Here is a 23979-nt window from a genome sequence, read left to right on the forward strand (position 1 = left end):
AGGCCCATACATTTGAGCAGCCTTCCGCCCCGGTCCCGCGGCCCCTTGGTGCAGGCCCCTGCCAGCTTCTCCGCGCTGCTCTCGGCAGCCACCGCCGCCAGCCGGCGTCTGGAGGAGGAGGGAGTGCTCAGCCTGGCCCTGCCGATGGCGGCCCTCGACCCCCTTGTCGCCCTGCCCCACCTGGGTGGCAGCGGCGACTTCCGCTTCCTCTGGGACGGCGCCCCGGGGCTCAGCATCGCCGCCGCTGGCCAATGCAATGGCCTGGAGCTGAGCGGTCCGCGCCGCTTCGAACTGGCCCAGCGTTTCAGCAGCCTGAGCCTGAGCCGCCTGGCCCGGGAAGCAGCCCCCTGCCCCCCCCTTGCCCGGCCCCGGGTGCTGCTGGCCTTCGCTTTCTTCGAGAGCCCCCTGCAGCCCGGCACCGGCGCGGCGGGGGTGCAGGCGGTCCTGCCCAGCTGGCAGCTGAGCCGCCAGGGCCGCCACTGCTGGCTGCGGCTGCAGCGTGCCCTCGGGGGCGGCATCTCGGCCCGCAGCGTGGCCGAGGAGCTCTGGGACACCCGCCAGCGTCTCGAAGCCCTGAGCTCTTCTGGGCACTCCGGGGCGAGCCGGGGCCTACCGGTGGGCATCGCCCATGGCTCCAACTGGCAGGCGGGCTACCGCTCCGCCCTGGATCGGGCCCTGGAGCTGGTGGAGCGCGGCGAGCTGCAGAAGCTGGTGCTGGCGGTGCGCCAGCAGCTGGTGCTGAATGGTCCGCTCGATCCCCTCAGCCTGCTGTCGCACCTGCGCCGCAGCCAGCCCGGCAGCTGCCGCTTCCTGTGGCAGCAATCAGAGCGGGAAGCCCTGGTGGGGGCCTCACCGGAACGGCTGCTCACCCTGCGGCAGGGCCAGCTGCGCAGCGATGCCTTGGCCGGCACGGCCCCGCTGGGGGAACCAGCTGACGACCTGCTGCAGTCGGGCAAGGACCGCCACGAGCATGAGCTGGTGGTGGAAACGATCACATCCGTGCTGCAGAAGGCGGGCCTGGAGCCCCGGCGGCCACGGCGGCCGCGGCTGGCCCGCCATGGCTCCCTGGTGCATCTGCACACCCCGATCACGGCCTCATTGCAGGGCCAGGCCCCACTCACCCTGGCCGAAGCCCTGCACCCCACCCCCGCGGTGGCGGGCCTGCCCCGGCGTGAGGCGATGGCCTGGCTGCGCAGCCTCGAGCCGTTCGAGCGGGGGCACTACGCCGCGCCCATCGGCTGGATCGACACCGAAGGCGACACGGATCTGCGGGTGGCCATCCGCAGCGGCACCCTGCGGGGCCGGCAGCTGGAGCTGACAGCCGGGGCGGGGCTGGTGCGGGGATCCCACCCTGAGCGGGAACTGCAGGAGGTGGCCCTGAAGCTGGGGGTGCTGCAGCAGCAGCTCAACCTGCCGCTGGCCACCTCCTTCAGCTGACCAGCAGGCGCTCGATGACCTGATCGGCCAGAGGGCGGCGCCCCAGCCACTCCACCTCCCGCACCCCGGTGGGGCTGGTGACGTTGATCTCACTGAGCCGGCCATCGATCACGTCGATGCCGACGAAGAAGAGCCCCTCGGCCCGGAGCACTGGGGCCAGCTCGGCGCAGATGCGCTGCTCGGTGTCGCTCAGATCGGCGGCGACGGGGGCGCCACCCAGGGCCAGGTTGCTGCGGAACTCACCCGCCTTGGGCAGCCGATTCACAGCGCCCAGGGGCTCCCCATCCACCAGCAGGATCCGCTTGTCGCCGGCGCTGACCCCCGGCAGAAAGGCCTGAACCATGACGGGCAGCGTTTCCTGGAGGGTGACCAGCTCCAGCAACGCCCGCAGGCCGGGAGCCGCCGCCGCGGCCCGCACCACCCCCTGGCCGGCCCGGCCCGCCAGGGGCTTGAGCACCACCTCCTCATGGCCTGAGGCGAAGGCCGCCAGCTGCTCCACCCGAGCGCTCACCATGGATGGCGCCATCAGATGGCTGAAACGCAGGGCGCCCAGCTTCTCGTTCCAGGCCCTCAGGGCCGCCGGACGATTGAGAACGCGCACGCCGGTGGCTTCGGCCATCTCCAGCAACTGGGTGGCGTAGAGATAGGCCTCGTCGACGGGCGGATCCTTGCGCATCCAGATCCAGCGGAAGTGATCCAGCGGCAGCTCGCGGGGCTCACCGGCCTCGTACCAGGGCTCCGGCACGGTCCATCCGTCCGCCGTGGCGGCCATCTGCGCCAGTCGCAGCGGCTGGACCCAGGCCCTGGGCCGGTGGACGCCATCATCGGCCCCGGCGGTGGAGAGATCCGCCTGGGTGCAGACCCAGACCTCCAGACCCGCCCGCTGGGCCGCCTGCATCAGGGCCACGCTGGAATCCTTGGCTGGCCGCAATCGCGTGATCGGATCGACCACGAACAACTGGGCCTCCCGGTCGCCGGTCACGCGGCCAGTCGCAGGAAAGTTGCCAGCTCGCCGGCAGCATTCAGTTTCTGCAGCTCGACATAGCCGCCGATGGCGATGCCGTCGATAAAGATCTGGGGAACGCTCGCACGACCGCCTGAGCGTTTCATCATGACTTCCTTGTTGATCTCATCGTCATCGATGATGAATTCGTTGTAGGTAACGCCGAGTCTGTCCAGCAGGCCCTTGGCCCGGATGCAATCGGAGGAGAAGCGGTAGGTGTAGATCTCGACCTTGGCGGGGGGCTTCACCTCCAGGGTCTCCTGCCCGGCCAGCTCTGGGGGGACTCCTGGGATCTCCATCCAGTCTCTCGCGGCCATCTTCACCCAGCCTAAGGGGAGACACCACGCCCCACCTGATACGGTCGTGGCACAAGATCTGCTGGCTGCGGTGCTCGACCTCACCGATTTCAAGCGCGACCTCTCCGAACTCACCGATCGCCTGGGCCATGCCCAGGACTGTCTTTGACGTACCGGCTCTGAAGGCGCGTCAACGGGACCTCGAACAGCTGGCCTCCCAGCCCGGGTTCTGGGACGACCAGGCCACGGCGCAGAAGAAGATGCGTCAGTTGGATGACGTCAAAGCCCAGCTGGAGCAACTCTCCGCCTGGCGGGCCAGCATCAATGATGGCCAGGCCACCCTTGAGCTCTACGACCTGGAACCCGACGACGAGTTGTTGGCGGAGTCGAACACCTCGCTGCAGTCCCTGCGTGCCGACCTCGACCGCTGGGAACTGGAGCGCCTGCTCAACGGCCCCTACGACAAGGAAGGCGCCGTGATCTCGATCAATGCGGGGGCCGGCGGTACCGACGCCCAGGACTGGGCCCTGATGCTGATGCGGATGTACACCCGCTGGGCCGAGGACCACGGCATGAAGGTGACCGTGGACGAGCTCTCCGAAGGGGAAGAGGCGGGCATCAAGAGCTGCACGATCGAAATCGACGGTCGTTACGCCTATGGCTACCTGCGCAACGAGAAGGGCACCCACCGCCTGGTGCGGATCTCGCCCTTCAATGCCAATGACAAGCGCCAGACCAGCTTCGCCGGGGTGGAAGTGATGCCGAAGCTCGACGAGGACGTCAAGCTCGACATTCCCGAGAAGGACCTGGAGGTCACCACCTCCCGCTCCGGCGGCGCCGGCGGTCAGAACGTCAACAAGGTGGAAACAGCGGTGCGCATCCTGCACATCCCCACGGGCCTGGCGGTGCGCTGCACCCAGGAGCGCTCCCAGCTCCAGAACAAGGAGAAGGCCATGGCCCTGCTGATGGCCAAGCTGCTGGTGATCGCCCAGGAGCAACGGGCGGCGGAAATCGCCGACATCCGCGGCGACATCGTCGAGGCCGCCTGGGGCAATCAGATCCGCAACTACGTGTTCCACCCGTACCAGATGGTGAAGGACCTGCGCACCGCCCAGGAGACCACCGACGTGCAAGGGGTGATGAACGGCGATCTGGATCCCTTCATCCAGGCGCTGCTGCGCCAGGGTGTGGAGATCGCCGCCGACGCGGCCGCCTGACCCCTGCTCCAGCCACCCGATGCCCGAATCCGCCACGTCCAGCGCCGCTGCCCCCGGCCAGGAGAACCCCAGCTTCGTGAAGCTGGCCATGCGCAACATGGTGCGCAAGGGACGTCAGAGCCTGCTCCACTTCGGCCTCACCGCCCTGGGGCTGAGCGGTTTCCTGTTGCTGATCGCCTGGCTGGGGAGGCCCAGCCTGCCCGGATGAGCACACCGATGACAGACCCAGCGGCGGTGTCAACACCGGAGATTGATCTGGCCTTCAGCCTGGAGCCGGGGGCCTGGGCCGCCGCCATGGCCGTCCCAGGCAGCCCCCTGGTGGATCCCGCCCTGGCCGAAACGCTCTGGGGCACCCACCTCGGAGCCTGGCTGGCCGAGCTGGGCCCAGAGTTGCCGGCCCCGCTGCGGGCGCCGGGCTACAGCCTGGGGCTGCAACTCTGCGACGACGCCACCATCGCAGGCCTCAACCAAACCTGGCGCCACCGCAGCGGCCCCACCGACGTGCTGGCCTTCGCCGCCCAGGAGGAGGCGCCGCCAGCCCTAGAGGGGTGCGGCGAGGCCTGGTTGGAGCTGGGCGACATCGTCATCTCCCTGGACACGGCCCAGCGGCAGGCCCGCAACGCCGGCCACGGCCTGGCGGAGGAGCTGTTGTTTCTGGCCAGCCACGGGCTGCTGCATCTGCTGGGCTGGGACCACCCCGATGAGGCCAGCCTGGCGGCGATGCTGGAGCGGCAGACGGCGCTGCTGCGGGCGTCGCCGTCCTGACAAAGGCTGTTCGACGCGTCCAACGGCGGTAGTGTTCGCCTTGCCCCTCCAACGGCGGTGCGATGCCAATGCTCGTTCCCGAGGAACAACCGCCGGCTCTGCGCGATGTGACCAGTGACGTTCAGCGGCGCGGCAGGCGCCTGCGGGTGGGGGCCTGGAAAGTGGCCGGCGACTTGCCGGCGAGCTTCCGCTATGCCGCCCAGGGTCTGGCCTACGGCTTCGCCAGCCAGCGCAACTTCCGTATCCACGTCTTCACCGGTGTTGTGGTGTTCGGCCTGGGGCTGTGGCTGCGGCTGGCCGTCGATCGCCTGGCCGTGCTGGTGCTGACCGTGGCGGCGGTGCTGGTGCTCGAGCTGCTCAACACCGCCACCGAGGCGGTGGTGGATCTGGCCATCGGCCGCCAGTTCCACCCCCTGGCCCGCATCGCCAAGGATTGCGCCGCCGCCGCCGTGCTCGTCGCCGCCCTCTCCTCGCTGCTGATTGCCCTGCTGCTGCTCGTGCCCCCCCTGCTGATCCGCCTCGGCGTCTAGACCATCCCCATGCTTCTGGTTCTCGACAACTACGACAGCTTCACCTTCAACCTGGTGCAGTACCTGGGTGAACTGGCCCCCGATCATCCCCTGGCCGCCGAGGTGCGGGTGGAGCGCAACGACGCCCTCGACCTGGAGCAGATCCGGGCCCTCCAGCCGGCGGCGATTCTCATCTCTCCTGGCCCCGGCGATCCTGACCAGGCCGGGGTCTGTCAGGAAGTGCTGCGGGACCTCGGGCCCACCGTGCCGGTGCTGGGGGTCTGCCTGGGGCACCAGTGCCTGGCCCAGGTGTTCGGGGGGCGGGTGGTGCGGGCCGGCGAGCTGATGCACGGCAAGACGTCACCGGTGCACCACCGGGGAGCGGGCGTGTTCGAAGGCCTGCCCGAACCCCTCACCGCCACCCGCTACCACAGCCTGATCGCCGAGCGCGACAGCCTGCCCGACTGCCTGGAGATCACCGCCTGGCTGGAGGACGGCACGATCATGGGATTGCAGCACCGCCACTATCGCCACCTGCAGGGAGTGCAGTTCCACCCGGAGAGCGTGCTCACCCAGGCCGGTCACCAACTGCTGGCTAATTTCCTGCGTCAGGCGGCCCACTGCTAGTTTCGCGCCACATGACCAATTCCATGGTTCACCCCACCTGCAGGACCACCACCAGCGGCCTGCGCCTGGGGGTCAGTCTGGCCCTGGCAGCCGGACTGACCCTGCCGCTGCCGGCGATGGCCCAGAAGGGTGGCGGTGTCACGATCACCAACCTCGGCCACAGCGCCCTGATGATCCAGGGGGGCGGAGCCCGGGTGCTGCTCAACCCTTTCCAGGCTGTGGGTTGCGCCGCCGGCCTGAGCGAACCGCGGGTCAGCGCCGATGTGATCCTGGCCAGCAGCCTGCTGAAGGATGAGGGCGCCCAGGTGGCCAGCGGCAAGTTCCTGGTCAAGCCGGGCTCCTACCGCCTGGCCGGGCTGCAGATCGAAGGCATCGCCGCCCCCCATGATCGGGTGGGGGGCCGCCGCTTCGGCAACGCCACCCTGTGGCGCTGGCGCCAGGGCGGCCTCGACATCGCTCACCTCGGCGGCACTGCCGGCCGCCTCAGCCCCGCCGATCGCGTGCTGCTGGGACGCCCGGACGTGCTGATCATCGGCGTGGGCGGCGGCGGCAAGGTCTATACGGGCCAGGAAGCGGCCGAAGTGGCCCGGGAGCTGCAGGCCCGCCGGGTGATTCCGGTGCAATACAACAGTGGCAAGCCCCCGGCCGGCTGCGATCAGGGGTCGGTGGAGCCATTCCTCAAAGCGATGGCGGGTGCCACGGTGCGGCGCAGCAGCGGCCGCTCCATCAGCCTGGTGCCCCCGCTGGGGGATGGGGTGGTGGTTGAGGTGTTGCGCTGAGCCGTCCTCTCTGAGGCGTCAGTTCAGCCCATCGATCCGCCGGTAGGCCTGCCAGAACTGGCCCATCTGTTCGCTGCTGCCCAGGCTGACCCGCAGGGAGCCGTCGATCAGCGGCTTGCCGGCCATGGAGCGCACCAGAATTCCGGCCTGGCGCAGGTCAGCCTCCACCTCGGCTGCGGGGCGACGGGGCCAGAGCAGCAGGTAGTTGCCGCCGGCGGCGTGGTGGCGCACCCCCGCCTGCCGCAGTTGCTTCAGGAGCCAGTCGCGGGCGCGCAGCACCTCGGCCACATAGGCGTCCACATAGGCCTGGTCAGCCAGGGCGGCCTGGGCCGCCGTCACCGCAAAGCTGTTGATGTCGTACGGGCCGCAGACCCGGCCCACCCGCTCCACCAGGGCCGGTGCGCCGATGGCGAAGCCGATGCGCAGTCCCGCCAGGCCGGCCGTCTTGGCCAGGGAGCGCAGCACCAGCAGGTTGGGAACCGCGGCGAAGGGATCGCCGTTGGCCCCAGCCGCCAGCAGCAGGGGCAGCACACTCTCGCCGGTGAAGGCCTCGTAGAGCTCATCCACCACCACCAGGGTGGCCGGCGCCGCCGCCGCCAGCTCCAGGATCCGCTGCGGCGCCAGCCGGGTGCCGGTGGGGTTGTTGGGGTTGCAGAGCAGCAAGATCCTCGGGGCCGCCGCTGATCCAGCCGGTCCCAGGGCCGAGCGGATCTCCTCGAAGGGGAAGTCGAAATCAGGCAGGCGGTAGGGGATCGCCTCAATCGCCATGCCCTGCATGCGGGCGCAGGGGGTGTAGTAGCCGAAGGTGGGGCTTGTGGTGAGCAGGCGCTCACCGGGGGCACCGAAGGCGTGAAAGATGGCATGGATGGCCCCGTCCACGCCATTGAAAAGGCCGATGTGGGCCGGCGTGAGGCCCCGGCCCCCCAGGGAGGCCACCACCGCCTCCCGCAGCCCGTCGTACTCGGGATAGATGGCGTAGTGGTCGGCCGGGATGGCGCGGATCGCCGCCACCACCCGCGGGCTGGGCCCGATGGTGTTCTCGTTGAAGTCGAGCCGCAGCAAGCCCCGGCGTCCCTCCAGGGGGGCGCTGTAGGCCGTGAGGGATTCCACCTCGGGGCGGGCCCAAGGGCCTGGGGGAACGGCCGGGCTCTCGTCTGGGGTCGGACTGCTCACGGAGCCGGAGTCGGATCGCTAGGCAGCCATCCTGCTGCGCAGCCCTACCGTTTGATCATGTGCGCAGGAGATCCGGTGGTGAAAGCGGAGCTGGCCCTGCGGGCCCTGGAGCGGGGCGACCTGCGATTCATTCACGATCAGGTCAACAACAGGAGCGTGATGGCCTACTGGTTCGAAGAACCCTATGAGTCGTTCGACGAACTGGAAGAGCTCTACATGCGCCATATTCACGACAACGCCGAGCGTCGCTTTGTCGTCGAGAACAAGGACAAGGAACTGATCGGTCTGGTGGAACTGATCGAGATTGATTACATTCATCGCCGGGCTGAGTTCCAGATCATCGTGGCCCCGCAGCACCAGGGCAAAGGCTTCGCGCGGTTCTGCGTCCACAAAGCCCTCGACTACTCCTTCACCATCCTGAACCTGCACAAGATCTACCTTTCTGTCGCCGTCGACAACGCCAAGGCGCTGCACCTGTATCAGCAATGCGGCTTTGTCGAAGAAGGCCACCTGGTGGGCGAGTTCTTCATCGAAGGCCAGTACCGCGACGTCAAACGCATGTACATCCTTCAGGAGGATTATCTGGCCAGATCAGCCAGCCTCACATCCTCTCCAGAGTGGTGATGCCCAGCAGCCCCAGGCCCAGCTTGAGGGTGTCGGCGCTGAGGCGGCAGAGGGCCAGCCGCGATCCGCGGGCCGGTTCTTCGGCCTTCAGCACGGGCACCTGGTCGTAGAAGCGGTTGAACACCTGGGAGAGCTCGAACAGGTAGCTGCACAGCCGGTTGGGCAGCAGTTCCTGCTCCACCTCCAGGATCACCGCATCGAACTGCAGCAACTGGCGAACCAACGCCCACTCCTGGGGTTCGCCAAACACCAGGGGCGCGGGGAAAGCGGCGCCGGCGGCATCGGCACCGCCCTTGCGCGCGATCCCAGCGATCCGCACCACCGCATAGAGCAGATAGGGAGCGGTGTTGCCGCTGAGGGCCAGCATGCGATCGAAGCTGAACTGGTAGTTGGTGATCCGATTGGTACTCAGGTCGGCGTACTTCACCGCCGCCAGGCCCACGGTGGTGGCCACCTCCTGAATGAAGGCCCCGTCCTCGTGGCGCTCCTCCTCAGCCAGGCGGCGGCGCAGGTCGGCTTCACAGCGCTCCACCGCCTCATCCAGAAGCTCCTTGAGCCGCACGGTGTCGCCGGAGCGGGTCTTGAGCTTCTTGCCGTCCTCCCCCTGCACCAGCCCGAAGGGCACATGCTCCAGACGGCCGTCGTCGGGAATCCAGCCGGCGCGGCGGGCCACCTGGAACACCCCGGCGAAATGGCTGGCCTGGCCGGCGTCGGTCACATAGATCACCCGCCGGGCCCCATCACCATCGGGAGAAGCCGCGAAGCGGTAACGGATGGCCGCCAGGTCGGTGGTGGCGTAGTTGAAGCCGCCGTCGCTCTTGCGCACGATCACCGGCGGCGCCTGGCTGGCCGCCCCGTCCTCCCCCACAAGGAACACACACTGGGCGCCGCCATCACTCACCAACAGGCCCGCGCCAGCCAGATCGGCTACCACCGCCTCCAGGTAAGGGTTGTAGAAGGATTCGCCCCGCTCCTCGAGACCGATGTCGAGGCGGTCGTAGAGGCGCTGGAATTCGCGGCGCGACTGATCGCAGAGCAGTTGCCAGGCCTTGCGGGACACCGGATCGCCGCTCTGCAGCTTCACCACTTCTTCGCGCGCCGTGGCCTGGAAGGTTTCGTCGGCATCAAAGCGGGCCTTGGCCTGGCGGTAGAAGGCCACCAGGTCGCCCAGGTCGACGGCGTCGGCGGTGTCGAGGGCCTCGGGGGCCACCTGCTTGAGGTGGGTGATGAGCATGCCGAACTGGGTGCCCCAGTCGCCCACGTGGTTGAGCCGCAGCACCGGATGGCCGCGGAACTCCAGCACCCTGGCCAGGGCGTCGCCGATGATCGTGGAGCGCAGATGGCCCACGTGCATCTCCTTGGCGATGTTGGGGCTGGAGAAGTCCACCACCACCGGGGCACCGCCGCCGGCCACGGCCTCCACCCCCAACCGGGGATCGGCCAGGCAACGAGCCACCTCGGCGGCCAGCACCTCCGGCTTCAGGGTGAGGTTGATGAAGCCAGGGCCGGCGATCTCCGGCGGCAGGCAGAGGGCCGCGAAGGCCGGGTCGGCCGCCAGCCGCTCCACGATCGCCGAGGCGATCGCCCGCGGCGCCAAGCGCAGGGGCCGGGCCAGGGCGAGGGCGCCATTGGCCTGGAAATCACCGAACTCCGGCTTCGACGCGGGGCCGAGCTGGGGATCCAGTGGCGTGCCGGCCTCCCGCGCGGCGGCCGCCGCCTCGGGGAAAGCCCGGCTCAGAGCCCTTTCCAGCAGGGTTTGGAGTTCCTCGACGATCAGAAGCATGGAGGCGGTGAACCGGGGCAGCGGCAGCAACAGACCCCCTGATCATCCTTCGCGGCCAGGCGGCTAACGGCACGGCCAAGGGGCTTCTTGCACCGCTCCTCTGCAGCCCTGAAGCGGCATCACGTCCCGACTCCATCCGTGGGACGAGCTCTCTGGCCCTTTCTCGGCGATCGTTTGTGCCGCCGGAGCCCAGCGCGGGAGTGGCGCCCGCCCATGCCGATGGCGCGACGTAGAACACGCTCCAGCCAGCGGGTGGGTCGTCAGGGAATCCACCTGATCGAAGGGGCCGTTCCCCGAAGCGACTCCGTTGGCCGAACATCCCCCTAGCCCAGTGGCGGCAAGGGATCCGGCCGGAAGGGGCGCCGCCAGGGCGGCCAGGGGCACCAATCCGCCCTCCCGCCTTAAGGATTGGCTAAACCACCTTTGAGCACGGTGACAAAACCTGTGGTAAGGTGAAGGGGCGTTCATTTACTTGCAATGTTGGCCTCGGCCCGCCGAAATCAGCTGCTAGCGCTGGGCTGCTTGGCAGGTCTTTTTACAGGGGCCTCCCCTGCAATGGCTTTCACCTCTTTCGACGTACTTTTTGACGGCACCACTAAGAAAACCAGCTCTGAAGCCACTGGAGTCAGTGGCAAAATGACGTTCAGCTTCAAAAAGAAAGATCCACTCGACAACAAATACACCCTCGATCTGACGATCCAAAACACTTCACCTGTTGCTGGCAATCCCTCCGGAAGCCTTACGGCATTTGCCTTCAATGTCCCTGGGGCTTCCAATAGAACTCCAGATTTCAAACTCCTTGAATATGAGCCATTAATCTCCAACTTTGGAGATGTTTTTGGAGCATCAACCTCAAGCAGATACCCAGAAGTGAACGTTGATAATAACGAAATTCTTAAATTTCCTACGGCAACTCCCAGAACAGCCGCCTACGCCCCATTCAACAATTTTACATTTTGTGCGCGTGACGATGGCAATAGCTGCCACGGAGGTAGCGGACATACAGATTTTGGGCTTAAAGATGGCGAAACAGCTTCTGTTCGGTTCACCCTAGCCTCAAATCTTTCCAACATTAACAGTGCCAGCTTAGTGGCTCAATCATTTTACGATCTTTTTAAACGCCCGACATTCACTAAGGATGGTGACTACAAGAATGCCCAGATTGCTCTCCGCTTCCAAAGCGTGACAACATCAAGTGGCCGAACAGGCAAGAGCGACAAAGTGGCTGGATACCCTTCCCTGCCTCCACAGGGACCTGGCGATGAAGTGCCTGGCCCATTGCCGATCCTAGGGGCAGCAACCGCCTTTGCCTTCAGCCGAAAGTTACGCCGTCGCATCTCAGTGACTGGATCTGAAAGAGCCGTAACGTCCTGAATCCATCCGTTTTGGAACAGAGTTATTCATGAGTTGCCTTTCTCTTCGGTGTTGCTGAGTTTCCATACTTCGCCGAAGAGATCTTGCCAATGTCATGATTCGTTCACGACACGGTGCTGGAATCTCAGATGGCTTCTGACACCCCATTCAGGCCCTCCGAGACGTCCGTCCTCGCCGATCGGCTCTCGGTCTTCGCGATGGCCCTGTTCGTCATCTACGGCGTCAGGGTGGCCGCAACGGCGATTCCCTTCCGTCCCCTCGACACCCTCTGGCAGCTGAGCATCAGCTCCGCCCTGATCGAGGCCGCCGCCATCCCCCTGGTGGGTCTGGGGTTGCTGCATCTGGCGGCCTACCTGGATCCCGACAATTCAGCGCTGGTACGACGCAAGGAGGCCTTGGCCCGTTGGGCGATTCTTGCTGTGCTGGGGTTCTTGCTGCTGGTCCCTGTGCAGGCCTTGGCCTCCTGGAGCACCGTCGCCACAGCCAGGGCCAGGCTGACGACACAACAGACAACCGCCAACCGAAACTTCGCCCTGGTCCGCGAAGCGATCAGCGCCGCCACCAGCTTGGAGGATCTGCAGGCACGCCTGCAATCCCTCCAGTCACCGGAGCTGGGCATCCGCTTCGAGAATCTGGGCCTGCCGCTGCCCGAAACCAAGCGCCAGATGCTCATCCGCCTCAACGAAATCGAGGAGCAGGTGAAGACACGGATCATCGCCCCGCCGCCGGAAGCCATCGAAAACGTGGCCAGCAACGCCGGCCGGTTGATGGCCACCAGCTTCGTCTATGCCCTCGCCTTCGCCATCGCCGCCCAACGGCGGGGACAGGACATCCCCTTGCTGGTGGAGCTGCTGACGATCTGGAGCGTGCGTCGGCAAGCCGGTCGGCCCCCGCGTGGAGCTACCGGCGCCCCCGATGGGGACTATTTCGCCCAGCTGGCGCCACCGGACGACGACCCCACCCGCACCCCCTGAGTCGAGGCCCGAGGAGCGAAAACTTTGAGCAGGGTGAAAGACTACCTGCTAAGGTGAAAGCGGATTAAGGATGCTTTCATGCGGGTCCCAGCCACAACCCTCCTCCTGCTGCTTGGTGGCCTGGCGGGTTCGCTGGCGCTGGAGGCCCCCGCCCTGGCCCGGACGTCCTTCGACGTGATCTTCGACAGCGGCATCGCCGGAACAAGCTTCTACAACACCGGCGTGAAGGGCAAGATGTCCTTCGACTTCCGCAAGGACCCGGGCAACGGCAACACCTACACCCTGGATCTCGGCGTCACCAACACGTCGCCGGCCTCAGGCGCCTCCTCCGGCACCCTGGTGGGATTCGCCTTCAACGAACCCTTGCTCGGCAACGGCAGCGAAGCCATCTCCCTGCTGAGCTACAACCCCCTGTCCTCCGGGTACGGCCGGGTGTTCGGAAACTCCAACCGGGGCATTCGCGTCAATCCCCAGGAGTCCCTGGATATCTCCAACTTGCGCACCGCGCCCTACGCCCCCTTTTCCAACTTTGACTTCTGCGCGCGCATGAGCAGCCGTAGCGGTTGCCATGGTGGCTCGGGCAGCACAGGGATCACTGGGGGAAGCAGTGTGAAGGTTCAGTTCTCGCTGAAATCCAACGATGCGAGTATCTCCACCGCTGACCAGGTTGCCGAGCGCTTCTATGGCCTGTTCAATTCCTTCGAGCCAGGCGATCGTTGGAGCAAAGCCCAGATTGCCCTTCGCTTCCAGAACGTCAAAAAGGCCAACGGGAAAACGGAAAGTGGCGGCGAAAAGGTGACAGGAGCGGCGTTCTGGAGGATTCCGAATGAAGGCCCGACAAACGAAGTTCCTGGCCCGCTGCCCATCCTTGGAGCCGCAGCAACCTTCGGCTGGAGCCGGAAGATCCGGCGCCGCATCCAAGCCGTTACCCCCGAAGGTCGCCTCACCCCCTGAATTCCATCGCCATCCATGAGGCTGGAATCAAAGCTGCATTGACCTTGCATTTTCAGCAGCTCATTCGTCCATATCTGCCCGGCCTCTTGATCACTGGAGCACCCAGCGTCTTCGCTCCTGGTCATAACCGGTCACACATTAAAGGCCCGGTCGGTTGGCAGACTGGCAACATTCATCGTTTGGGGGTGAATCCGCTGCGAGACAGTTCAGCGGCCTGATCGCTTGCTGTTCCGTGGCCCTCGAGCCCCATCCCATCGACATCCACGCAGACACCCCGACAGGCAAGCCAGAGAGCCGCTTTCAACCCTGGCATTCCTGATGACCAGCAACAAGGAATTCAAAGAGTTCGATTCGGCGATCCTCGCCGATCGGCTGGCCTTCATGGCGATCGCGTTGTTCGTGGTCTACCTGATCACCCTGCTGGCCAGCATTCTTCCCGTCCGCCTGCTGGACACCGCCTGGCAACTGCGCTTCATCTCCGCCTGCCTGGATTCGGCCACGGTTCCCCTGGTCGCCCTCGGGCTGCTCCACCTGGCGGCCTATCTCGATCCGGGCAATCCCACCTTGCAACGACGGCGCGACGGCCTGGCCCGTCTGGCGATCGTGGCCGTCATCGGCTTCCTGCTCATCGTTCCCCTGCAGGCCTATGCCGGCTGGCGGAGCGTGGCCACGGCCAGGGCCAATGTCGCCCGCCAGCTTTCGGCCGCCACCAGCACCTTCGATCTGTTGCAGGAGTCCATCACCACGGCCACCAGCCTCGACAACCTTCAAGCGCGCCTCCAGGCGATCCAGACCCCCAGCCTCGGCATCCGGTTCGAGGATCAGGGGCTGTCGCTGCCGGAAACCAAACGCACCATACTCGCCCGCCTCAAGGAGGTGAGGGAACAGGTGGAGGCCAGGATTCAGGCCCCGACGCCCAAGGCCATCGAGGCGGCAACCAGGGACAGCCTGCGCGTCATGCTCTCCTCCTTCGCCCTGGCCATCGCCTTCGCCATGGGCGCCCAGCGCAAGGGCCAAGACGTGCCTTTGCTGGTGGAGTGGCACACCAGGTTCAGCCTCCGAGGCCCTCAACGGACGGCATCCCCGGCAGAAGCCTACTTTTCCCAGTTGGGTCCAGAAGACGACGACACCACGGAAACTGGGCTACCCCCTCCCCTCTGAGACCTTGCCTGAAGGCGTCCTGGATGGCACCATCCCGCCAAGACAACGGATGGAACGGGCAAGAGCCAACGGCTGCACAAGTGATGCAGATCACCGAAATGCTTAATGGCGCTTAGGCCGTTGATGCGCTGGCCCTCAGCTTTCGGAAAGCCTTTACAAAGGGTTACACGGGCCAGCCGTGGGACAGGCAAACTCCTTGGTACAGCTGCGGTTTGCCCCTCTTCCACCCCTCTTGCCGTCCGATTCCAGGCCCAGGCATGGCGTCACAGGAGCCTCAGCTGGCTTGCCTTGGGCAGGCTGCCAGCCTGCCGATACAAAGATTCTTGAGTCCGAACACATAGGACTTCCGGTGAAAACCTAAGCCCTTGCTCAGCCTTGGCCATAGAACTCTCCTTCTGAATTGGCCTGAGCACAAAGACAGCCAGGCTGCTGCAGAACGATGATGTGTGTGGGGGAAAAGGTTCCCTTCCATCACCACCCCCCCAGCAACAGAGTCAACCACCCCAGTGACTTGGGCGCAGTGACTCTGAAGATGTCTCTGAGACTCCATCTGGCAACAGTTGGATGCTTTGGGCGCGGATGGATCTCGCTTGTTGTTTACCCTCTATTGGCCATGACTTACACCACAAAGGCAGGGGGCCAACGATCGCCTTCCTTCCTCTTCCCTGAGTTCTCCAACCAAACGAGTCGTTTCACCGATACGACACTTTCCCTTCTAGCTGACGCCTCTGCAGTGACAGCTGAAACGCCAAATCTGCTGATTCCATCTGTTCTGGCCAGCACCACGGCCCCATCGCCCCTTTCGGCCAACGTTATCCGGGAGTCGCTGGAATCCAACTATCTGGCCCAAAGCGCCCAGGGAGCCGTCTTTGAGAAGGGTGTCTCCATCGCCACCACCCCTGATGTGGCTCTGAACAGTCATCAGGTGTTGAGCGATTCCCTACCAAGCGCAGGCGCCGACACAGCCTCCTCTTCAAGGGGACTCAGTTGCGGCTGCAGGGCCTGCTCCGTGCTGGCGGTCAGCAGCGGTGACGGCGCCGAAGCCTGGGACACAACCGCCGACCAGGCTCCCCTGGTAATGGGCAACGTCGCCACCCTCGGCACGGGGGTGGATTTGAGCAAGGTGTTCCAGCTGCATAGCAACCCAACGGCCACGAAGACGATCTTCCTCGACTTCGACGGCTATGCCATCAACAACACCCCCTGGGAAAACGGTGGCAACCTGAAACTGGCCAGTTTCTACAGCAGCTTCGATTCGACTGCTCTCACAGAAATCCAGCGGATCTGGCAACGGGTGGCTGAAGACTTCGCGCCCTTCAATGTCAACGTCACCACCCAGGACCCCGGCAGCGAAAACCTGCGCAAATTCGGCACCGGCGATGACCGCTGGGGCATCCGGGTGGCCTTCACCCACAACCTCAACCTGCTCACCGGTAAAGCGATCACCAACGCCGGCGGTGGCGGCACGGCCTACTACAACAGCTTCAACTGGAGCACCGATGACGTGGCCCTGGTGTTTAACAGGGGCGAATACACCTCTGCAGCCACCGCCAGCCACGAAGTGGGCCACGCCCTCGGCCTGAAACATGACGGCGCCGGCACCACCACCGAGTACTACGGCGGCCATGGTGGCACCGGCCCCACCAGCTGGGGAACCATCATGGGTGCTCCCTGGCTGGGCAACGACGAAAACCTCACCCAATGGAGCAAGGGCGAGTACACCAACGCCAACAACACCCAGGACGACCTCGCCACGATCACCAACGGCAACGGCTTCACCTATGCCGCTGACGACCATGGCAACGACTTCGCCACGGCAACAGCTCTGAGCGGCCTGAGCTTCAGCAGCTTCGGCATCATCGAGCGGAACACCGACATCGACATGTTCCGCTTCGAGACCGGGGCCGGTCAGGTGTCCTTCAACATCGTCAACGCCTCGCGGGCCTTCATCGGCACCGCTGGCAGCTACGTCACCGAATACCTCTCCGCCCGTGGCGCCAACCTGGACATCGCCGCGAGCCTCTACCGGGCCGACAAGAGCCTTGTCCAGACCTTCAACCCGGCCGATCTCACCACAGCCAGCTTCTCCATCAACCTCGACGCTGGCACCTACTACCTCGGCATCGACGGGGTGGGCTTCGGCAACCCCTTCGCCAGCACCCCCACCGGGTACACCGACTACGGCAGCCTCGGTCAATACATGCTGAGTGGCGCGGTTCAATCCACCACCAGCCAACCTCCGAACATCAGCCAACCCCCGCCCTCCAACCCCACGCTCCTGGTGCTCGATCCCAACGGCACCGTTGAGCTGCTCCGCGACTCCAGCACCGATCTGGTCTCCGTTCGCGTCAACGGTGTTATCTCCGCGGTCCGCTTCAGCGGCTCCCAACTTAAGGCCAGCCAATTCGCCGACAGGAAGATCCTCGCCGCTGAAACCATCAACGGCAAAAACCAGATTCTCTGGCAGGTGGTCTCCACCGGGCAAATCCGCACCTGGTCGCTGGATAGCAAGTGGAACTTCATTTCCTCTAACACCCTGGCCACTCCCACCAGCAGCGAGGGCCAACTCCTCCAGCAACTGTTCGTCGTCGATGCCGATGGCACACCGCTGACCACGGAACCCCCGACAACGCCCACGACCATCACGCCCCCCGTGACCGACACAACCCTCCAAGTGCTCGATCCCAACGGTGCCGTTCAACTCCTACGTAACACCAGCACCGATCTGGTTTCGGTTCGGATCAACGGCGTCACCTCAGCCGTCCGCTTCAGCGGCTCCCAACTTAAGGCCAGCCAATTCGCCGACAGGAAGATCCTCGCCGCTGAAACCATCAACGGCAAAAACCAGATTCTCTGGCAGGTGGTCTCCACCGGGCAAATCCGCACCTGGTCGCTGGATAGCAAGTGGAACTTCATTTCCTCTAACACCCTGGCCACTCCCACCAGCAGCGAGGGCCAACTCCTCCAGCAGCAGTTCATGCTCAACGCCAACGGCGCCCCGCTGGCCTCCGCGCCCTTGAACACCGCCACAGAGGCGATCGACCCGATCATCGGCGGCGGCACCAGCCTCGCCCCGGCCGCAGGCGACGACTTCGCCTACGACCAATCAGTCCTGGAGGCTGGCCTGCCCGAGGATCTGAGCTTCAGCACCGAGCCGATTCTGGCCCTGGCTGAGCTCACCACCCTGGGCGCCACCAACCCCACCAGTTCCGATCCACTGGTGTCGCCGTTCCCCGTCGCCGGCCTCGACACCTCAGCCACCAGCCCCTGGCTGGTCGCCACCCAGCCCCTGCTTTGACAGGTTGCCTACGCGCCGGCGTTTCACGGCTAACAGATCCAAGAGCCGCTGCCTGACCGCAGCGGCTCTTCTGTATGGATGTCGACTGAGCCTCAAGCCACCAGCCCCAGCGCCTGCTCCAGGCCGGCCAGCACCACATCGGCTGTGAGCTTGATGCGGTAGCGGCAGGCCTGGGTTTCGGTGCAGGCGAAGGTGCCGTGCTCCCAGTACTTGTTGCTGCCGGCGCCGCCCCCGCAGAGGCCGAAGTAGGCGCACTCCGCGCGGCAGCGGTCGGTGCCGGCACGCATGTCCGCCAGGATGCGCTGGAACTTGGGGCTGGCGGCGATCGAGACCAGGCTGTCGGTCTGCACATGGCCGAGCACGAAGTCGCCATAGGTGTCGGTCTGCACAGAGAGCAACTCGGGATCAAAGGTGGAAATCGCCCCGCGGGCATCCACGTTGACGATCGCGAACGGGTTGTTCATGTCGGTGCATTCCAGGCGCGCATCGGCCTGGGCCAGGCTGCAGATGCCCTCGAACTCCCGCACCCGCATCCGCTCGGGGTGCTCCTGCCACAGCTCCCAGAACCGCTGCAGGAACTGGCGATAGGCCGCCTCGGCATGGGGACGGCTGAGGGTGGACACCCGGTTCTCCCCCTCCGTCTCCTCCATGTTGAAGGCCACCTCGGTGATGCCGTTCTCGACGAAGAAGGCGTAGAGGTCGTCGGCGTGGCCGAGGGACTCCTCGGTGATCACGGCGATCACCTGGAAGGGGATGCCGCGGCGGCGCAGGTGCTCGATGCCCCGCACGGTGGCGGCGTGGGTCCCCAGGCCGGTGCGGGTGCGGCGGTGGACGTCGTGGAGGAAGGCCGGCCCATCCATGCTGACGCCCACGGCGATGCCGTTGCGCTCGAAGCAGTCGCACCAGGCCTCGTTGATCAATGTGGCGTTGGTCTGCACCGATTGGTGGATGGTCAGGGGCTCCCCCTGCCAGCGCTCCTGGGCCCGCCGCACGCAGGCGCTGGCCGCGTCATAGAAGGCGATCGGCACGGTGAGCGGTTCACCGGCGTGCCACAGCAGGGTGAAGTCGCCACCCACATAGGGGCTTTCCAGCACCCGCTCCAGGGCCGCCTCCAGCAGCTCCAGGGGCAGCCGGTGGCGGTCGTCCCGGTTGGGCAGGTAGCAGTAATCGCAGTCGAGGTTGCAGTAGGGGGTGGGCTGGACCACCAGCAGCTGCAACGGCCCGAAGCCCTCCGGATTGCCCGGCGGCGGGGTACCGGGGGCGATCACCAGAAGTTGCGGAAGCCGCCGTTACGGAAGCCGCCGTTGCCCCAGCCGCCATTACGGAAGCCGCCATTGCCCCAGCCGCCATTGCGGAAGCCACCGTTGCCCCAGCCGCCATTGCGGAAGCCGCCATTGCCCCAGCCGAAGCGGGGCCCGCCCCCGTTCACGAAGATGTAAGCGAGGCGGCCATCGGCTGCTTTGGCCTGACCCTCCGCTGCCTCCGGGCCGGGCGACTCCTGCCCCATGGCCTGGGAGATGCGCCGCAGGCGGGCGTCGATCGACCCAGGTGCGGCCTCCATGGGGGATGACGCCTGGGCCAAAGCACCAGCCGGGGCCAGGGCCGCGAGCAGGAGCAGGAAACCGAACAGACCGGAACGGGGGTGGTGCGTCATCGGAGGGCGGCCAAGGATGGGAGGAGGAGCGGGACGAGGCGATCAGGCCGCTGCAGGGCGGAGGTGCAGGAGGTCATCGGGGAGCTGCCGGTGAAGGGGCCGCCAGATGGAAACCTTCGCGGGTCAGCAGCACGGATTCGAAGAAGGCGCGGACCCGCTCGCTGGGGACCACCAGCACGCCGCTGGGGCCGAACCACGGGGCGACGCTGGCCACGGCCTCGGGGCGGCCCTCCAGATAGCCCTGGAGCAGGCCCGCAACGGCCAGGTTGACCACGTTCAGCAGCCGGGAGTTGTTCTCCGGCACGATGCAGCCGACGCCGTAGCTCACATAGGGCTGCTCAGGCACCAGGGCCATGCCGGAAAGCTGGCGCTGGTGCCGCAGGCCGGCCAGCACGTTGGCATCGCCCAGCACCCCCGTCACCCGTTTCTGCTCCAGGGCCGTGACGGCCAGGGCCAGGGTGGGGAAGATGACCGCCTTGGCGCTGGGCTGGAGGGAAGCCAGAAGGCCGGCCCCGAGGGACCCCTCCACCACCGCGATCGGCTGAGCGGCGAGGGAGGCCGGCGAACCGTCCAGGCTGCCGCTGCGGGTGAGCAGCCTCAGGCCGGAGAGGCCGATCGGCAGGGAGAAATCGACCAGCTTTTCCCGCTCCCAGCTGAAAGGCACGCCGCAGGCCAGGCCGGCATTGCCACTGGCGACCGCCTCCACCGTGACGGCGGTGTTGTCGACGGGGGCGAAGCGGATCCGCACCGTGTTGCCCAGTTCCGCCTTGAGCTGGCGGTCGATGCGGCGGGCCAGATCAATGGCGTAACCCTCCGGTTCCCCCTTCGGCCCGATCTTGATCAGGGGCGGGCTGTCGGCGGGACCCACCATCAGCACCTCGCCCGACTTGGCCGCCTGCTCCAGCACGGCGTCGGCGGCACTGGCTGGCGCCACGGACCCCAGGGACCAGAGGCAGGCCAGGGCTCCCAGGGCCAGGACTCTGCTGCGGCGGGATCGGACGGAACCGGAGGCAACCGGCGCAGCAGGACAATCCATGGGCAGTGCCTTGAACGTGCTGCACCTTAAGGGTGGTTTCCGGGCTTGCCCACGGCAGCGTTGGGGCTTGAAACGCCCCGCCCTGGCCGGCCCTACCAGTTCCGGAACGCCCCACCGCGCATGCCGCCCCCATTCACGAAGCCGCCCCCGCCCCTGGCATTGACGAAACCGCCGCCCCCGTTGCGGAAGCCACCGCCGCCGCCGTAATAGGGGTGGGCGTTGGCGAAGCCGCCCCGTGCCGCGTTGGCGAAGCCGCCCCGGCCGGCGTTGGCGAAGCCATAGGCCAGCCGCTGATCGCTGGCGGAGGCGCCATCCGCACCGCTCAGGTCACCCTGGTCTCGGATCGCCGCGGTGATGCGCTGCAGCCGTTGCTCGATAGATCCGGTGGCCGAGGTGGGCTGCACGGCCGCCTGGCCGGCGGCGGGAGCCGTCAGGGCCGCCAAGGCCAGGGAGAATCCGAGCAGGGCCGTGCGGGAGGTGATGGACATGGGGTGGATCTCCTTAACGGGCAGGTGAGGTGGGGGCGACCGCCGATGGGGTCGTGGCCGGCAGGGGCCTGACCCGTTCGTAGTTGAGCAGAACGGACTGGAAGTAGGCCTTGATCACCTCGGGGGGCAACTCCAGCACTCCCTTCGGACCCAGCCAGCGGTTGACACTGGCCACGGCAGCCGGCTCATCGTCGAGGTAGCCCTGCACCATCCGGGCGATGGCCAGATTGACCAGGTTGCGGAAGGTGGAGTTGTCCTCCGGAAGGATGCAACCCACCGCAAAGCGGGAGAAGGGCTCCGCGGGCACCAGGCCGTAACCCTTGCCGCCGAGGCTCTGGAGGGCACCGGCGAGCAAAAGGGAATCACCCCCCACGCCATCCACCTGGCCGGCCAGCAGCGCCCGCACCGCCGGCTCGATTCCGGCGAAGGGCACCCGCACCGCCGTCGGCTGCACGGCCGCGATGGTGGCGCTGCCCAGGGAATCCTTCACCACGCCGATCCGCTTGCCCGCCATGGAGGCCGCGGAGCCGTCGAGCCCCCCCTGCCGGGTGAGAACGCGAATCCCGGAGAGGGCAAAGGGCATGGAGAAGTCGACGTACATCTCCCGCTCCCAGGTGAACTGGACCCCACAGGCCAGATCCACATCACCGCGGCTCACGTCACGGAACACCGCCAGCGGATCCGCATTGGCGGTGTAGACGATCTTCACCGGCCGGTTGAGATAGGTGGAGACCTCCGCCTCGATCAACCGGGCCACATCGAGGCTGTAGCCCACCAGCGACTTGCTGGCATCGCGGTAGGCGAAGGGCACCATGTCGGTGGGACCCGCCATGGTGATCTCGCCGGTGCGCGCCGCCTGCTCGAGCACCGATTCGGCCCTGGCTGCCGTGGGGTTGCCCAGCACCGCCACCAGCGCCAGCAGCAGGGAGGGCCCCACCACGGCGCCGCGCCGCGCCCAGGCGGCGACCCCGATCGGGACGGCCTTCGCTGGAGCTGCTGGCTGCGGAAGGGCTGGATGCGGCACGGGTCGCTGCGGCACGCGGGTCGGCTCGGGGGTCATCGCCGCCCACTCTGGCAACCGATCGGGGGCGGAGCCACCGGTGCCAGGGGAGTGCGGCGATTCTTCACCAAGGCCCCGGCTCAGGCCAGCAGGGGGTCGAAGCGCATGCTCAGATCCAGCCAGGGGCTGCGGGTGACCGGGGCGCTGGTAGAGATCAGATCGATGCCGGTGGCGGCGAAGGCCGCCAGCTGCTCGGGCCGCACCCCCGAAGCCTCCAGCAGCAAGGCTGGCGCCAGGGCCCGCAGCTGGGGCACCAGGGCCGCCAGCGCCGCCGGGGTGAAGTCGTCGAGCAGCACCGCATCGGCCCCGGCACGCACGGCGGCGACGGCTTCGGCAGGGGTTTCCGCCTCCACGATCACCTGCGCCGGCCAAGGGGCCGAGGCCCGCACCGCCGCGATGGCCAGCGCCACGCCGCCCGACCAGGCCAGGTGGTTCTCTTTGAGCATGGCGGCATCATCGAGGCCGAGGCGGTGGTTGCAGCCGCCACCGCAGCGCACGGCGTATTTCTCCAGCACCCGCAGGCCCGGGGTGGTCTTGCGGGTATCAGCCAGGCGCACACCGGTGCCAGCCAGGGCTGCCACCAGGTCGGCGGTGGCCGTGGCGATGCCCGACAGACGCATGGCCAGGTTGAGGGCCGTGCGCTCCGCCGCCACCAGGGCGGCCGCCGGCCCCTCCAGCTCCAGCAGCCGCTGGCCGGCGACCACCGGCTCCCCATCAGCCACCAGCAGCCGCACTGAGGCCTCGGGATCCAGCAGCGCCAGCAGCGGCCCCACCAGCACCCCGCCGCAGAACACCCCAGCGTCCCTGGTGACCCAGTGGGCCCTGCCGTGCCGGCCGATCAGGGCAGGGGCGGTGAGATCGCCGCGGCCGATGTCCTCCTCCAGCCAGCCGCGCAGCTGGGCCGCCAGGGCAGGGCTGAAGGACAGCACAGGGAACGCCGCCAGGGCAGGAGACATGGTGAGCCGCGTCAGCTGCCGACAGGGGGGGCCGGGTCTGCCGGGGCGAAGGGCGGACAGACCCGCTTCACCGAATCACAGCCAAAGATGGTGGGCTTCTGCCAGGACAGGGGAATCTCCAGCAGGTCGCGGCTGCCGGTGATCCCCTGGACCAGGAACAGCACCGCTGCCAGGGCCGACGCGGTGAGGTGCAGCCGGCGCCAGCGCAGGTCTTTGAGGATCTCCGGGCGGGCGGCCAGCGAGAAGATCATCAGCCCCACCACGCCCACCCCGGCCCAGTAGTGGGATTGCCAGAACTCGGCGCTCAGCGGGTTGTCGCTGAGGCGCCACACCTCCGGCTGGGCGCCGAGCCCGAGCACGCCCGCCCAGGTGAGCAGGGCGAAGACGAGCCGGTAGCCCTTGGCCTTCACCTGCCAGAGGGCCAGCAGGGACACCACGGTGCCCACCAGCACCAGCAGCAGCTGCAGGGCGCGGGCACCACCCCCGGTGAAGCCTTCGGCTGGCTGCTTGGTGACGATCACCACCGTGAGCGCCACCAGCACCACCAGCACCACCCCCGCCGAGAGCCACTGGCCCAGATCGGCATGGTCGCGGCCTGTGGTCGGGGGCAACTTGGCCCTGTCGACACGGCGCTGCCGGGCCTGGATGCCGAGCCGAACCACCATGCCGATCAGGGGATAGATCAGCACCACGGCCAGAGCGGGATGCAGGATCCAGAGCCAGTCGATCGTTTCCATCCGCCCGGTGGTACCTGTTTGCCAAAGCATTGACGCAACCGGTTGAGCGGTCAACCAGGGTGAGCGTTTCGTGA

General features: G+C 66.7%; 24 protein-coding genes. 13 read left to right on the plus strand and 11 right to left on the minus strand.

The genetic code is table 11. From position 1 onward, the window contains the following. The first annotated feature begins 45 nt into the window (after positions 1-45). The gene (locus tag KBY95_RS06105; protein WP_254964083.1) at positions 46-1437 is read left to right on the plus strand and encodes an isochorismate synthase MenF; all 1392 of its coding nucleotides are present in this window, start codon (positions 46-48) and stop codon (positions 1435-1437) included. On the opposite strand, the gene gshB is transcribed toward KBY95_RS06105, so the two are convergent. Both gshB and KBY95_RS06115 read right to left on the minus strand, forming a co-directional pair. After that, positions 1430-2419 (minus strand): glutathione synthase, encoded by a 990-nt coding sequence (gene gshB / locus KBY95_RS06110; RefSeq protein ID WP_254964084.1) that lies wholly within the window; start codon positions 2417-2419, stop codon positions 1430-1432. The two genes, KBY95_RS06105 and gshB, sit on opposite strands and share 8 nt — an antisense overlap. Then, a complete protein-coding gene (locus tag KBY95_RS06115; RefSeq protein ID WP_254964085.1) occupies positions 2416-2739 on the minus strand; it encodes a glutaredoxin domain-containing protein in 324 nt (107 codons plus the stop codon). The genes gshB and KBY95_RS06115 overlap by 4 nt, the downstream gene beginning before the upstream one ends. A gap of 88 nt (positions 2740-2827) precedes the next feature. Here KBY95_RS06115 and prfB point away from each other — a divergent pair. The 6 genes from prfB to KBY95_RS06145 all read left to right on the plus strand — a co-directional run bounded on the left by prfB (position 2828) and on the right by KBY95_RS06145 (position 6633). Beyond that, positions 2828-3953, plus strand: a protein-coding gene (gene prfB / locus KBY95_RS06120) for a peptide chain release factor 2 (RefSeq protein WP_254964209.1) whose coding sequence is annotated in 2 segments (ribosomal slippage) — positions 2828-2902 and positions 2904-3953 — 1125 coding nt in all. Because the reading frame shifts where the segments join, the coding sequence is not laid out codon by codon here. Between the two features lie 19 nt (positions 3954-3972). After that, positions 3973-4161, plus strand: coding sequence for a DUF3285 domain-containing protein (locus KBY95_RS06125; RefSeq protein ID WP_254951583.1), 189 nt, complete (start codon positions 3973-3975; stop codon positions 4159-4161). Positions 4162-4169: 8 nt separating this feature from the next. Continuing rightward, positions 4170-4718, plus strand: a complete 549-nt coding sequence (ybeY, locus tag KBY95_RS06130) for an rRNA maturation RNase YbeY (protein WP_254964086.1) — start codon at positions 4170-4172, stop codon at positions 4716-4718. A 68-nt stretch (positions 4719-4786) separates the two neighbouring features. Continuing rightward, on the plus strand, positions 4787-5248 hold the full coding sequence (locus KBY95_RS06135) for a diacylglycerol kinase family protein (protein WP_254964210.1): 462 nt from the start codon (positions 4787-4789) through the stop codon (positions 5246-5248). 9 nt (positions 5249-5257) lie between these two features. After that, positions 5258-5854, plus strand: coding sequence for an aminodeoxychorismate/anthranilate synthase component II (locus tag KBY95_RS06140; protein ID WP_254964087.1), 597 nt, complete (start codon positions 5258-5260; stop codon positions 5852-5854). A gap of 23 nt (positions 5855-5877) precedes the next feature. Next, a complete protein-coding gene (locus tag KBY95_RS06145; RefSeq protein WP_254964088.1) occupies positions 5878-6633 on the plus strand; it encodes an MBL fold metallo-hydrolase in 756 nt (251 codons plus the stop codon). 18 nt (positions 6634-6651) lie between these two features. Here KBY95_RS06145 and KBY95_RS06150 read toward each other — a convergent pair whose 3' ends face one another. Next, positions 6652-7806 (minus strand): histidinol-phosphate transaminase, encoded by a 1155-nt coding sequence (locus tag KBY95_RS06150; protein WP_254964089.1) that lies wholly within the window; start codon positions 7804-7806, stop codon positions 6652-6654. A 75-nt stretch (positions 7807-7881) separates the two neighbouring features. Here KBY95_RS06150 and speG point away from each other — a divergent pair, with 75 nt between their 5' ends. After that, positions 7882-8430: a spermidine N1-acetyltransferase gene (gene speG / locus KBY95_RS06155; RefSeq protein WP_254964090.1), complete on the plus strand. Its 549-nt coding sequence runs from the start codon at positions 7882-7884 to the stop codon at positions 8428-8430. On the opposite strand, the gene argS is transcribed toward speG, so the two are convergent. Continuing rightward, positions 8408-10213 carry an arginine--tRNA ligase gene (argS, locus tag KBY95_RS06160; protein WP_254964091.1) on the minus strand — a complete coding sequence of 602 codons (1806 nt, stop codon included), beginning with the start codon at positions 10211-10213 and terminating at the stop codon, positions 8408-8410. The genes speG and argS overlap by 23 nt on opposite strands. 555 nt (positions 10214-10768) lie before the next feature. On the opposite strand from argS, the gene KBY95_RS06165 reads away from it, so the two are divergent. From KBY95_RS06165 to KBY95_RS06185, 5 genes are all read left to right on the plus strand, one after another. Beyond that, entirely contained in the window at positions 10769-11587 is an 819-nt protein-coding gene (locus tag KBY95_RS06165; RefSeq protein ID WP_254964092.1) for a hypothetical protein, read from the plus strand. 128 nt (positions 11588-11715) lie between these two features. Further along, on the plus strand, positions 11716-12561 hold the full coding sequence (locus KBY95_RS06170; RefSeq protein WP_254964093.1) for a hypothetical protein: 846 nt from the start codon (positions 11716-11718) through the stop codon (positions 12559-12561). Between the two features lie 78 nt (positions 12562-12639). Further along, positions 12640-13515, plus strand: a complete 876-nt coding sequence (locus tag KBY95_RS06175; RefSeq protein ID WP_254964094.1) for a hypothetical protein — start codon at positions 12640-12642, stop codon at positions 13513-13515. A gap of 318 nt (positions 13516-13833) precedes the next feature. Further along, complete coding sequence (locus KBY95_RS06180) at positions 13834-14676, plus strand: HpsJ family protein (protein ID WP_254964095.1); 843 nt, start codon at positions 13834-13836, stop codon at positions 14674-14676. Positions 14677-15685: 1009 nt separating this feature from the next. Next, the gene (locus KBY95_RS06185; protein ID WP_254964096.1) at positions 15686-17974 is read left to right on the plus strand and encodes a zinc-dependent metalloprotease family protein; all 2289 of its coding nucleotides are present in this window, start codon (positions 15686-15688) and stop codon (positions 17972-17974) included. 92 nt (positions 17975-18066) lie between these two features. Here the strand turns inward: KBY95_RS06185 and grrM are convergent, their stop codons facing one another. From grrM to KBY95_RS06220, 7 genes are all read right to left on the minus strand, one after another. Continuing rightward, positions 18067-19242 carry a cyclophane-forming radical SAM/SPASM peptide maturase GrrM/OscB gene (gene grrM / locus KBY95_RS06190; RefSeq protein ID WP_254964097.1) on the minus strand — a complete coding sequence of 392 codons (1176 nt, stop codon included), beginning with the start codon at positions 19240-19242 and terminating at the stop codon, positions 18067-18069. Further along, positions 19239-19628, minus strand: coding sequence for a GrrA/OscA1 family cyclophane-containing rSAM-modified RiPP (gene grrA / locus KBY95_RS06195; RefSeq protein ID WP_254964098.1), 390 nt, complete (start codon positions 19626-19628; stop codon positions 19239-19241). Before grrA (KBY95_RS06195) ends, grrM begins: the two co-directional genes overlap by 4 nt. Before the next feature lie 73 nt (positions 19629-19701). Continuing rightward, the gene (gene grrP / locus KBY95_RS06200; protein ID WP_254964099.1) at positions 19702-20562 is read right to left on the minus strand and encodes an extracellular substrate binding-like orphan protein GrrP; all 861 of its coding nucleotides are present in this window, start codon (positions 20560-20562) and stop codon (positions 19702-19704) included. 194 nt (positions 20563-20756) lie between these two features. After that, complete coding sequence (gene grrA / locus KBY95_RS06205; protein ID WP_254964100.1) at positions 20757-21152, minus strand: GrrA/OscA1 family cyclophane-containing rSAM-modified RiPP; 396 nt, start codon at positions 21150-21152, stop codon at positions 20757-20759. Between the two features lie 13 nt (positions 21153-21165). Next, complete coding sequence (gene grrP / locus KBY95_RS06210) at positions 21166-22212, minus strand: extracellular substrate binding-like orphan protein GrrP (RefSeq protein ID WP_254964101.1); 1047 nt, start codon at positions 22210-22212, stop codon at positions 21166-21168. An 80-nt stretch (positions 22213-22292) separates the two neighbouring features. Further along, positions 22293-23168, minus strand: a complete 876-nt coding sequence (gene nadC / locus KBY95_RS06215; RefSeq protein WP_254964102.1) for a carboxylating nicotinate-nucleotide diphosphorylase — start codon at positions 23166-23168, stop codon at positions 22293-22295. An 11-nt stretch (positions 23169-23179) separates the two neighbouring features. Beyond that, a complete protein-coding gene (locus KBY95_RS06220) occupies positions 23180-23905 on the minus strand; it encodes a DUF4079 domain-containing protein (RefSeq protein ID WP_254964103.1) in 726 nt (241 codons plus the stop codon). Positions 23906-23979 lie beyond the last annotated feature (74 nt).

Origin of the sequence: Cyanobium sp. Aljojuca 7A6 (assembly GCF_024346455.1) — a bacterium.
Classification (GTDB): Bacteria; Cyanobacteriota; Cyanobacteriia; order PCC-6307; family Cyanobiaceae; genus Cyanobium.